This window comes from Vibrio sp. 3-2(1), assembly GCF_963887575.1.
Classification (GTDB): domain Bacteria; phylum Pseudomonadota; class Gammaproteobacteria; order Enterobacterales; family Vibrionaceae; genus Vibrio; species Vibrio anguillarum.
In genome coordinates this window covers 173579-185701 of record NZ_CAWPGB010000033.1, presented here as the reverse complement: position 1 = coordinate 185701, position 12123 = coordinate 173579, and the positions used below count along the sequence as shown (strand labels likewise).

The following is a 12123-nucleotide window of genomic DNA, read 5'->3' as shown; positions in this document are numbered from 1 at the left end:
ATGAAAGTCATTCTCTGTGCTCTGTTTACAACACTGGTACTGGTGGGTTGTAGCTCGAATGGTGATCAGCAAAAATATTTGGAAGCCGTAGCCAGTAATCGCGCGAATGTGATTAGTGCTGAGTTACCCTTAGAGTTTGGGCCTTTGTCCGTGATGCGTGCCAGTGCTAAAGGCAGTACGGTGGAAATTATGATGATTTACAATGAGGATCAAAAAGGAGCAAAGCCGATTGATCAAGTGTTGAAAACCAGCATCAATACCTACTGCTCAGATTCAACCACACGCGCTAACCTCGACCTCGGCTTGACTTATCGAATTAAAATGCGCAATACGCGGGGCCAACTTGTTGTGGACCAATTAATTAGTAAAGCAACTTGTTCGGCACAATAGTCCTCCCCTTATTAGTGATGACCACTCATCAACCACTTTATTCGTAAAAAACAGAGGCTTCATTTGAGGCCTCTGTCAAGATTAATGTGGCTTAACTTTGCTGGGGTTTAAGCTCTTTGCGCAGCGCTTTAGCTGCTGACACTAAGTTGGTCAGTGCTGCCTCCACTTCATTCCAATTGCGCGTTTTTAAACCACAATCAGGGTTAACCCATAATCTCTCTGCTGGAATTTTTTCCGCCGCTTTACGCAACAAACCTTCAATCCACTCTTGAGAGGGAATGTTTGGCGAGTGAATATCGTACACACCTGGGCCAATTTCATTCGGGTAGTTAAACTCTTCAAATGCTTTGAGCAGTTCCATATTCGAGCGAGAAGTTTCAATCGTAATCACATCAGCATCCAGTGCCGCTACTGAGTCAATGATTTCATTAAATTCGCTGTAACACATGTGAGTGTGGATCTGCGTTTCGGGTTTCGCACTCGCCGCCGCAATTTTAAATGCCTCAACTGCCCACGCCAGATATGCTTGATGGTCACGCTTCTTCAATGGCAATCCTTCACGAATCGCAGGTTCATCAATTTGGATGATGTTAATGCCCGCTTGCTGCAGGTCTGCCACTTCATCACGCAAAGCGAAAGCCAATTGCTGTGTGATGGTTTGACGAGAAATATCTTCACGAGGAAACGTCCAGCATAAAATCGTTACAGGCCCAGTCAACATTCCTTTCATTTGCTTCGCAGTCAATGATTGAGCATAAGTAGACCACTCCACCGTAATCGGTTTTTCACGTTCAATATCGGCCACCACGATAGCCGGTTTTACGCAGCGTGAGCCGTAACTTTGCACCCAGCCAAATTGTGTAGTCTGGAAACCGGCTAAGTTTTCGGCAAAGTACTCCACCATGTCGTTACGCTCAGCTTCACCGTGCACTAACACATCGAGATCAAGTGCCTCTTGACGTTTTACTGCATCGGCAATGTGCCCTTTCAATGCATTGATATAATCAGCGTGTGCCAGTTTACCTTGACGGTAAGCACTGCGCTGATGACGGATCTCACTCGTTTGAGGGAATGAGCCTATGGTTGTCGTTGGCAAAAATGGCAACCCTAACACTTCAGCTTGGTGATGAGCGCGCTCTGAATAAGGTGCACTGCGCTCAGAGAGTGCCGCCGTTATGCTGTTGACTCTCGCCTGTACATGCGGTTTATTAACGTGAGTTGCCGTTTTACGTGCAAGTATCGGTTGGCTATAAGTTTCACAGGCCAGAATCGCCGCGTCATCACCGTCCAGTGCCTTACCAAGTAAAGCAACTTCTGTCACTTTTTGTTTGGCAAATGCAAACCAACTTTGTACTTCATCACTGAGCTGCTGCTCAAGATCTAAATCAACTGGGCTATGCAAGAGTGAACACGAACTCGCAATCCACAGACGATCCCCCAGTTGCTGCTTCACTGGCTGTAAACGAGCCAATAACGTCGCAAGATCGGCGCGCCACACATTGCGTCCATTGACCACACCTGCCGAAAGTACCCAATTTTTGGGCAATTTCTCTAGTACCGCGTTCAATTGATCGGCAGAAGCGGAGAGATCGATGTGCAATCCATTTACTGGTAGCTCAATGATTTTATCGAGCGTATCAAGCACCGAATCAAAATAAGTAGTCAGTAACAGTTTTACATCGCCAGCGATCACTTGATAAGCCAACTTAAATGCATCTTGCCACTTTGATTCTAGCTCTAACGCTAAAATAGGCTCATCGATTTGTACCCATTCCACTCCTTGTTTAGCAAGCTTAGCTAAAATTGCTTGATAAGCGGTCAATAAACGAGGCAGTAAGGTCAGGCGATCAAATCCCTCTTCGACCTCTTTACCCAAGTAGAGGTAGCTCAGCGGGCCAAGCAGTACAGGCTTAACTTGGTGGCCTGCTTTCGACGCTTCATTGACTTCCTCAAACAGTTGAGGCCAGCTGACTTCGAACGTATCGTCTTGGCTGAACTCCGGCACAAGGTAGTGATAATTGGTATTAAACCATTTAGTCATATCAGAAGCGGCACTTCCGCTACAGCCGCAACCCGCTTGTGATTGACCGCGTCCAACGCGAAAGAGTGTATCTAAATCAGGAAAGCCGTTTTTATGACGTTTAGGAACGTGTCCAAGGAGCAATGTAGTTGTGAGTACGTGATCATACCAAGCGAAATCGCCTACGGTTGAAAAACTCAGACCCGCTTGTTGCTGCTCAGCCCAGTTTTTCTGACGAATGTCATGCCCTACTTGCAGTAACTGCGCTTGGTCGCTTTCGCCACGCCAATATTTTTCTAACGCAAATTTCAGTTCGCGTTTTTCACCAATACGTGGATAACCTAAGATGTGAGTCGTCGTTGTCATGTCCCTAGTCCTTTTGCTGTTGATCGTATCTGATTCTTTATCGCATGAGATAAAGATGTCTGGATGGCTAGAATATCCATCTAAACTGACCCACAGACAAGGTGCAATTATTCAACTTGTTTATTAAAAAAATTCATGTTGATTGCAGAGAGCTTTAATTGACATCAAGATAAATAGACGTCTAGATGTTTACAGCTCCATATTAAAAGCGTAACTTAGCTCAGAACAGCAGAATGGTCACCGTGTTGATGCAACCCACGATATGGTATCAACCACCGTTCTCTCAAAGGGATGAAGGAAAATAATGGCAATGATTGAACTTAAGCATCTGAAGACTTTAGTTTCTTTAAGGGACAGCGGCTCACTCACCTCAACAGCTACCGCGCTCCATTTGACGCAATCGGCCCTTTCACATCAGATTAAAGATCTCGAAACACGCATTGGCGGGCCACTGTTTTTACGTAAAACTCGCCCAGTGAAATTTACCTCAGAAGGAGAGATCCTACTGAAACTGGCTGACGAGATCCTGCCAAAGCTGGCCAGAGCTGAAAATGACTTGGCCAGTTTGAAAGAAGATGTCAATGGGCGCTTACACATGGCGATTGAATGCCACTCTTGCTTTCAATGGTTGATGCCAGCGCTGCGCGAATATCAGCTTGCTTGGCCAAGTGTGACGTTAGATTTTTCGTCCGGCTTTGGCTTTGAACCTTTACCCGCATTGCTGGCTGGCGAACTTGATTTGGTCATCACTTCCGATATTTTGCCTCGCTCAGAGGTACATTACGAACCACTCTTTGATTTTGAAATGCGCCTTATCACCTCTACAACTCACCCACTTGCAGGAAAATCGGTGATTGAACCAGAGGATCTCGCCTCACAAACGATGCTCACTTACCCCGTACAAAAGCAGCGTTTGGATGTGGTGAAACACTTTCTACAACCTGCTAGTGTTGAACCCGCGAAGTGGAAACAAGCCGACAACACTTTGATGCTAGTACAAATGGTCTCTGCTGGATTAGGTGTGGCAGCACTGCCCAATTGGGCCATCAGCGAGTTCTCTAGGCAGGGGCTTATCACCAGCAAGCCACTAGGGAAAGGTTTATGGCGTCGACTATTTGCCGCAACACGCCACAGCGAAAAAGATCGCCACTATTTACAAGCTTTTTTTGCCACCGCGCGCCAACAATGCAAAAGCCACCTTGACGGGATCAAGATGGCTTAAACTATTCGTCGTGTCGACATGGCTATTTGAATGACAGTGCGGTTGGTTAACTGTCACTGCACGCTGCTTAGCACTAGCGTTGGTTCGCTTTAAATTGGTTGGTCAGTGGGTCGTATTGGTAACCTAAAACATCCAGCTTACCGACTACATTTTCTCTATCCATTTCATACATACTGGCAAGTTCTTCGAAGCTGTCACACTCTAAGCGTAGCTTCTCATTGACGATGCCAAGTAATATATTGCTATCAAAACGGCTGACGTTACTCAAATCCATGGCTCACTCCTATAGCAAAGAGACCACTAAAGACTAGCGGTAAAATTCGCACTAAAGAGTGACCCAGGTCTAGAGATTAACTAAACCTTGAAAACAAATACTGGCTGCCAACATCAATAACAAGGCTGCCGTTAATTGAATTTTCTCAGCGCTTTTGGCAAACAGGATATGCCAGCACCACACGATAATACCTGCAATCATGAAACCGAATGTCGTTAGTAACGGCAATGTTGCTTGAGCCAACGTTTCATCATCTAACCCGTACGCGTGCGGCACAACGCATAAAGCGATCCCCATCGAGCAGAGAATGCCCACAACGGGTAGAACTCGATGGAAAGCTTGTAAACGCGAGCGCGCTATCGTTAGTAGAAGGTGCGAGAAACTCGCGCCCAACAAACCAACCAACAGCAACATGGCGATAGAAGCTGACCAATGACCCTGCTCTGATATCTGAATCGCGACATAAGCCAAGGCAAGGCCATTCGCCAAATACAGTGCCCATAACGGGCCTTCATCTCGAGTTTTCTTGGTTTGAACTTGTGAATAGAAATAGAAGATGGAAAAGACGACCAAAAAGGCTTCAATTTTTAGTGAAGCCACTGCCAACCAAAGCACACCAATGGCTGGCAAGACGCGATGAATACGGCCACGTTGTCCAGGACAAATATCCCCTTTGACCAGCACTAACGTCAGTAAGATTTGCGCACCGAGCAGCATGGGTGAAAAAACAGAAAGTAAGGTTTGAATCATAATCTAAACATCATCTGGAAACATCTGGGCGCGATAATAGCAAAGAGTAAGCGCGGATGCCCAGAGAAGGTTACTGACTTTTAGCCAAATACCTCAGCACGTCCGCTTGAGTCAATAAGCCTTTGTAACGAGTGTTATCGACCAGTACCCATGGAAACGCATGTCCTTTTTCGATCAAATTCACCACTTGATTCAGCTCGGTGTACGCGTCAAGCTGAGTGAAATGAAATTTCATGATCTGATTCACGGGCTTACGCCATACGGCCGCTTCACGCGTGGTTTCAAGATCGGTCCCCATGTTCGGCGTCAGATATAAATTGAGTGAGGCTACATCGACGATGCCGACACACTCTCCTTGATTGACGACTGGCAGCACATCAACTTTAGTCGCTTTAATATACTGATAAGCAAGAGAGATTGGCTCACTGGGATCCAGATGTGGTTTCCCCTCTTTGAACAGATTGAGCAAACAGTTGGGCTTTCGCTCTTGTTCCACTTTAGCGCCTGAATACACAAAACGGTTACGATACTCCTTGGCCCGAACCAGTTCCTTAAGCGGTAGTGGTTTTGAAAAAATATAGCCTTGTATGTAGTCAATGCCCAATGATTTAAGCACCCAAACCTCATGCTCTGTTTCCACCCCTTCAGCAACCACTTTCACGCCGAGTGTGTGCGACAGCTCAGTGATCATTTTAACAATGCTGTACTTATTGCTGTTGACCTGAATGTCCGTGACAAACTCGCGATCTATTTTTAAATAATCAAAATTGCAATCACTGAGGTAGGTAAAAGAGGAATAACCCGTACCAAAATCATCAATCGCAACCGTTACGCCACGCGATCGAAGAGCATTGAGGGCATCAACCTGATGAGATTGGCTATCAAAATAGGCGCTTTCAGTTAGCTCAATGGTGACTGATTGAGGCGTATCCGTGTAGCGATCAATGATCTCCATGGTATTGGTTAAAATCTGCGTCGCATCCATTTTGGTATTGAAAGAGCGGTTGATTGTTACCCCAACACCTTGGCCAAACAAGGTTTTTATCTTTGGTAAATCTTGCAAAGACAAGATACTGACACAACGATCAAGCTCGGCAATCAAATCCAGATCTTCCGCGATACCAATCATTTCTTGCGTGGTAAAAGGTAAATCGGGCACAGGCTTAAAACGGCATAACGCTTCGAATTTCGCAATGTTCCATGTTTTAGTATCGACAATCGGTTGGTAGTGTATCTCCAAGTCCTTCTGCGCAATCGCTTTAGCGACTCTGTCTTCCAAGTTTTTTCTACGTTTCACTTGTTGATGTATTTCACTGTGATAGAAACTGATGTTACGCGCTTCCCCTGCATGTTGTTCAAGCATTGCTTGCATCGCATGCGTCACCATTCGAGCTGGCGTTTTTGCATCGAACCCTAAAACAGACACACCAATTCGGCCATTAATAATCGCGGTATGTGAGCTGGATTCGTTCTTTAACTCTTTCATAAAGCGACGGATCGCATGCTGGATGAGACGAAAATCTGTGTTTTTTTGGCACTCTGAACAACTCAAACTCACTAAATAAATATCTTTTCCCACATAGCCCACCAACTTAGCTTCTTTACAGCGCGCCAAAAAACTGGAAAGCATTAAAGTTTCTACATGGTGTCGATCTGATTCAAACGCAGGTTGAAAAGCCAAAACAATTTGTGTTTGGCCTTTGGGGTACTCCATGCAATATGTTTCGAGCAAGGCTTTAAACTTTTGTTCGGTGGGTAGTTGCGTCAAAAGATCGATATCCCCGAGCGCCGTATCGGCTACGCGATGAAGATTATCGGCTAAATCGAGCGTCATCCCTACAAAGAAAACTCGGCCATCTTGCAGTACGATTTTTTGAATCGTTAATTCTTGTGGTGCAACCAGCCCAGATGCCCGACGATTGAGAATGACACCGCTCCAATGATCTTTGGTGTTGATGTCATGCCACATCGATTGGTAAAACTCTTTGGAATGCTTGCCTGCATTAAATAGGTTGGCTTTTAATCCAAGTAGCTCATTTTGTTTGAAACCTGAATGCTGCTCAAAATAGTGGTTACAAGCCAAAACCCGCGTTTGATCGTCGGTTAGGATCAAACCATGATGTGTATTATCAAACACTCCTTCAAAAAGCTTGGCCACCTCTTGCAATGATTCCAGTTTGAGCAGCGGTCGAATCGTACCTTGCAACTGCGTGAGAGAGGTACGCTCGATAAAAATCTCCACATAAGTTAACGCCTGATCCGAAATAACAAGGTTGCAATTTAAGGCATGGCTTTTGCCACTTTCAATCACATACTTGAAGCAGCGCTTCATCTCTGCAGCTTTGCTCGGCGTCATATAACGCAATAATTCTTGAATATTGGCTATCGAAACACGGGAATGAAGTAACGCATTCGCCGCTTTCAGATCACAAATAAATTCGGAAGTCGTTAGGTTAAACGACCAATCAATCGCATCATATCGAGCCACTGGCGGTTCTCGAAGCACTGCCTTTTCTCGTAGCTCTTGAGACTTCACCTGTGTCATATAGACTCCAACTCATTCAAATAATTGACCATTAATGGCACAGCATAGAGCAAAACTTAATCACAAGCCGTGAGTTAGCACTAATGATGTAAATGCAGTTGCTTATTTATTATTTTAGGCCAGACAAGCCATATAAAAAACGCCGAACATCAATACACCTCAAAAGGAGTAGCCTAGAACTATCGTAATCGAAAGAAAATAACGAACATAAAATGACCAATACGTTCGTTTTATAAGCTACTGAAATACATTAACTTGCCTTATTTGATTAATATATCTTGTCGATATGATAATTATTACTGATTGACGAGATTCACTAGCCCCTATATGGTACCGTTCCCACACCCAAGAGGTGCTGGAAAAACTAATCCGAGGTACTCATGAACAAACCCCTTTTTTCAGTCGCGCTAGGAGCGCTTCTGTTTACATCTTTTCAGTTCAGTGCTTCTGGAACGGAATCCGGAATATCAACTAGAATCATCAATGGAACCCCTGCTGACGCGGGTAACTTTCCCTTTATGGTTGCCTTACACTATTCAACTCTTAAAAGCTCTTTTTGTGGTGGCAGCTACTTGGGTAATAAGTATGTACTTACCGCCGCTCACTGCGTAGCAGGAAAAAACCCGCTCAATGCTGAGGATATTGAAGTGACGGTTGGAGCGTATGACTTACGCACTAATTCTGGTCGCCGGGTGAAAGTCAAGCAAATCTATTATCATGAGGCTTATGATGATAAAGATCATCCTGGCTATACCGAAAAATTCAACGATATCGCTATTCTTGAATTGGAACGTGCATTACCAATCCAAGCAATCAAAAGACCTAATACTGGTGATTTTGATAGTATAGCCGTTGGCTCGATTCTGGAAATTATTGGCTTTGGTACAACGAAATACAGCCAATGGTTGAATAAATCGAGCAATCCTTCTTCACTATTGCGTAAAGCAGAGGTGTCGTTAATGGATACAGCAGCATGCAAAGCTTTAGGTGGCAGCGACTACCCTCGTATAGGAAATGACGCTTTTTGTACGAGCAGTTTTCCACAAGATGCCTGTCAAGGTGACAGCGGCGGCCCTATCTTTGTTAAAGAGGGTGATGACTTTATTCAATATGGTGTTATCAGTTGGGGACGTGGCTGCGGATTAGCAGGTGCTGCTAGCGTTTATAGCAAGGTCGACTATTTCAATGATTGGCTGGATCAAAGAACGTCAGGTGTTTCTTTTCGTCAATCTCAATACCAAAGCGAGATTAAGTACGGCACTTACACCCATCGCTTTCATTTTGTAAATGGTTCGACCGAGTCTATTACGGCGCAAGATGTGAAAATATCTCCAGTCTCTGCAGATATTACTGGCCAAAACTGTACGCTAGAACCAACATTGGCTAGTAACAGCCAATGTTATATTGATGTTTCCTACACCATTGATTCAATGACCCCGGCTGATGTTAGTTTAGGGATTACCACTCGAAATTTGGGAACGATCACCTCATCATTAAAATTCATCTCGGTTTTAGAACCGGCATCTCCAGAATTAAGTGGAATGATTACCGTACCCAATAACGGCATTAGTGTTAACGTAAACCCTTGGATAGAAGAAGATGGTTGGTTACGCTCTGCAAGGATGGACGATACAGCGAGATCGGTTCTGCTGCTTGAGAATGTCCCGAAAGGAAACATAAGCTTTGATTTCCAAGTTTCCTCAACTTTTAATGATTCTTTGATTGTGAAAGTAAGCGGCACTACCCTCGCAATCGAAAATGGTGAATATTCCGGCAGCAGAACGCTATATTTGGATGATGAAGTCAACGATATCCGCTTTGAATACGTAAAGACATCAAGCACACCAACCGGCAGTGATGCGGCTTACATCAAAAATTTGAAATATGAAAAGCCTTACTCCTTTACCTTACCCCCACTTTCAGGAGGTTCAGGTGGCGGTAGTACTGGTGGAATGACTTTATTGTCAATGCTGGCCGCCTTATTGATTCGACGTCGTTACTTGAGCCACTAACTCTTGTCTAAAGGTCAACTCGTTTTATTACTGGTTGACCTTTTTACTATTGGTGCATCTTTTTTATCACATATCACTTAGTATCTCTCCGACACACTTACCGCTCACTTTATTAATAATTTTCTTTATAAATAGAACGCAAAGCCAATGTTCCGCTAGATACTACCAGTGCAAGTCGTTATAATGCGCGGCTCATTAATCAGAGGTCAAAATATGCACAGCAACGTCACTCCTATTCATCAATATAAAAAATACTGGGCAGAGTGCTTTGGAACCGCACCTTTCCTGCCAACCAGTAAAAAGGAGATGGATGCCCTAGGATGGGACAGCTGTGACATCGTGATCGTCACGGGTGACGCTTATGTGGATCACCCCAGTTTTGGTATGGCGATCATTGGCCGTTTACTCGAAGCGCAAGGCTTTCGCGTTGGGATCATTGCCCAGCCGCAATGGCAAAATAAAGACGCTTTCATGGCGCTGGGAAAACCTAACCTGTTTTTTGGCATCACGGCCGGCAACATGGATTCGATGATCAACCGCTACACCTCTGACAAAAAATTACGTCATGATGATGCCTATACACCCAATAATGAAGGGGGCAAACGTCCAGATCGCGCCACACTTGTCTATTCGCAGCGTTGTCGTGAGGCCTATAAAGATGTGCCACTGGTGCTCGGTGGTATCGAAGCCAGTTTGCGCCGCGTTGCCCATTATGATTATTGGTCAGACAAAGTGCGCCGTTCTGTGCTGTTTGATGCCAAAGCTGACATACTGCTGTTTGGTAACGCAGAGCGCGCATTGGTTGAAGTAGCGCACCGCTTAGCCAATGGCGATAACATCGCTGATATGACCAATATTCGCGGCACGGCCGTGAACCTGGCCGCTGAGCCTGAGCATTACACCATTATTGACTCATCACGTATTGAAAAACCGGGTAAAGCGTTTGTTCCCGTGAACCCTTACGCGGTGGAAACGCAGTGTGAAACTAATCAAGAAAAAGAAGCCGAAGCAAAGCCAATCACCATTCGTCCTTCTCGCCATGATGCCGCGACAACAGCGGTTCGTTTGCCTGCTTTTGAAAAGCTCAATAATGACCGGATTTTATACGCGCATGCAAGCCGTGTACTGCATTTAGAAACCAACCCCTATTCAGGTCGGGCGCTGATCCAGCGTCATGGCGACCGTGAGTTGTGGGTCAACCAAGCCCCGATCCCACTCACCACAGAAGAGATGGATTACGTGTTTGGCCTGAGCTACGCACGCGTGCCTCACCCCATGTATGGCAAAAGTAAAATTCCTGCTTATGACATGATCAAAACCTCGGTTAATATCATGCGCGGCTGCTTTGGTGGTTGTTCATTCTGCTCGATTACCGAACATGAAGGGCGCATTATCCAAAACCGTTCAAAAGAGTCGATTTTGAATGAGATGGAAGAGATCCGCGATAAAGTTCCCGGCTTTACTGGAACCATTTCGGATTTGGGTGGGCCAACGGCGAACATGTACCGTTTAGGTTGTAGTGATCCTAAAGCTGAGATGAACTGCCGCCGCCCATCGTGTGTTTTTCCCGGAATTTGCCATAAGCTCAATACCGACCACAAACATACGATTGATCTCTATCGTGAAGCGCGCAAAGTCAAAGGCATTAAAAAAGTGATGATCGCCTCTGGTGTGCGTTATGACTTGGCGATTGAATCTCCTGAATATGTGCGTGAATTGGTCACGCATCACGTAGGAGGCTATCTCAAGATCGCCCCAGAACATACCGAGAAGAATCCGCTCGATCTGATGATGAAACCGGGCATGGGCACCTATAATCGCTTCAAAGAGATGTTTGAGAAGTACAGCGCTGAAGCAGGTAAGAAACAGTACCTCATCCCGTACTTTATTTCCGCGCATCCCGGTACGGAAGATGAAGATATGCTCAATTTGGCACTGTGGCTAAAATCAAACAATTTTGAGTGTGATCAGGTGCAGAACTTCTATCCATCGCCAATGTGTAATGCAACCGCGATGTATTACTCAGAGACTAACCCGCTCAAACGTGTGAAATACAAAAAACGTGAAGAAGTGACTGTCGCGAAGGGAGAGCGTCAACGCAGGCTGCACAAAGCGCTGTTACGCTACCATGACCCATTAAACTGGCCGATTATCCGTGAAGCCTTGATCAACATGGGTAAAAAGCATTTGATTGGTGATAAACCTAACTGCTTAGTGCCTGCGAATGATGTCGATGCACTCACGCCTGCGCAGCGTCGTAAATCTGGCCGTCACGGAGCGAACCGTTTTGCGACCAAACACACCAAAACTCAGCCGGGTTTTGATGCTCTTAACCCGCGTAAAGAGAGCGCTACTTCACCAAGTAAATCGCCAAACAAACCACGCGCTAGCAGCGCGGCAGACAACGGTAAGAAAAACCAAGGCGGCGCATCTAAACCTGCACACTCTCGCCCGACAAGTAAAGGTAAACCGTTTGCTCAAGCCTCTAAGCCAAGAGCGCCACGCGCAGAACAGAGATAATTCCAAAGCCATATGATCAGCACA

8 protein-coding genes are annotated in these 12123 nt (G+C 45.4%); 4 read left to right on the top strand and 4 right to left on the bottom strand.

Features of this window, described 5'->3' with window-relative positions:
- On the top strand, positions 1-390 hold the full coding sequence (locus AACQ79_RS11890; protein WP_115339684.1) for a GspS/AspS pilotin family protein: 390 nt from the start codon (positions 1-3) through the stop codon (positions 388-390).
- 91 nt (positions 391-481) lie between these two features.
- Here AACQ79_RS11890 and metE read toward each other — a convergent pair whose 3' ends face one another.
- Entirely contained in the window at positions 482-2776 is a 2295-nt protein-coding gene (gene metE, locus AACQ79_RS11885; RefSeq protein ID WP_094124022.1) for a 5-methyltetrahydropteroyltriglutamate--homocysteine S-methyltransferase, read from the bottom strand.
- 310 nt (positions 2777-3086) lie between these two features.
- On the opposite strand from metE, the gene metR reads away from it, so the two are divergent.
- A complete protein-coding gene (gene metR / locus AACQ79_RS11880; RefSeq protein ID WP_038148387.1) occupies positions 3087-3998 on the top strand; it encodes an HTH-type transcriptional regulator MetR in 912 nt (303 codons plus the stop codon).
- Positions 3999-4071: 73 nt separating this feature from the next.
- Here the strand turns inward: metR and AACQ79_RS11875 are convergent, their stop codons facing one another.
- The 3 genes from AACQ79_RS11875 to AACQ79_RS11865 form a co-directional block, all read right to left on the bottom strand.
- A complete protein-coding gene (locus AACQ79_RS11875; RefSeq protein ID WP_010316942.1) occupies positions 4072-4272 on the bottom strand; it encodes a DUF4250 domain-containing protein in 201 nt (66 codons plus the stop codon).
- Between the two features lie 69 nt (positions 4273-4341).
- On the bottom strand, positions 4342-5022 hold the full coding sequence (locus tag AACQ79_RS11870) for a hypothetical protein (protein ID WP_170899143.1): 681 nt from the start codon (positions 5020-5022) through the stop codon (positions 4342-4344).
- 70 nt (positions 5023-5092) lie between these two features.
- Positions 5093-7567: a sensor domain-containing phosphodiesterase gene (locus AACQ79_RS11865; RefSeq protein ID WP_170899142.1), complete on the bottom strand. Its 2475-nt coding sequence runs from the start codon at positions 7565-7567 to the stop codon at positions 5093-5095.
- A 380-nt stretch (positions 7568-7947) separates the two neighbouring features.
- On the opposite strand from AACQ79_RS11865, the gene AACQ79_RS11860 reads away from it, so the two are divergent.
- Together AACQ79_RS11860 and AACQ79_RS11855 are read left to right on the top strand one after the other, a co-directional pair.
- Entirely contained in the window at positions 7948-9579 is a 1632-nt protein-coding gene (locus tag AACQ79_RS11860; RefSeq protein WP_170899141.1) for a S1 family peptidase, read from the top strand.
- Positions 9580-9792: 213 nt separating this feature from the next.
- Positions 9793-12099, top strand: a complete 2307-nt coding sequence (locus AACQ79_RS11855) for a YgiQ family radical SAM protein (RefSeq protein WP_170899140.1) — start codon at positions 9793-9795, stop codon at positions 12097-12099.
- The last annotated feature ends 24 nt before the right edge of the window (positions 12100-12123 follow it).

Bases quoted from the DNA above. Each gene is read 5' to 3' on its own strand.
- AACQ79_RS11890 (WP_115339684.1), top strand. From the start codon at position 1: ATGAAAGTCATTCTCTGTGCTCTGTTTACAACACTGGTACTGGTGGGT.
- metE (WP_094124022.1), bottom strand. From the start codon at position 2,776: ATGACAACGACGACTCACATCTTAGGTTATCCACGTATTGGTGAAAAA.
- metR (WP_038148387.1), top strand. From the start codon at position 3,087: ATGATTGAACTTAAGCATCTGAAGACTTTAGTTTCTTTAAGGGACAGC.
- AACQ79_RS11875 (WP_010316942.1), bottom strand. From the start codon at position 4,272: ATGGATTTGAGTAACGTCAGCCGTTTTGATAGCAATATATTACTTGGC.
- AACQ79_RS11870 (WP_170899143.1), bottom strand. From the start codon at position 5,022: ATGATTCAAACCTTACTTTCTGTTTTTTCACCCATGCTGCTCGGTGCG.
- AACQ79_RS11865 (WP_170899142.1), bottom strand. From the start codon at position 7,567: ATGACACAGGTGAAGTCTCAAGAGCTACGAGAAAAGGCAGTGCTTCGA.
- AACQ79_RS11860 (WP_170899141.1), top strand. From the start codon at position 7,948: ATGAACAAACCCCTTTTTTCAGTCGCGCTAGGAGCGCTTCTGTTTACA.
- AACQ79_RS11855 (WP_170899140.1), top strand. From the start codon at position 9,793: ATGCACAGCAACGTCACTCCTATTCATCAATATAAAAAATACTGGGCA.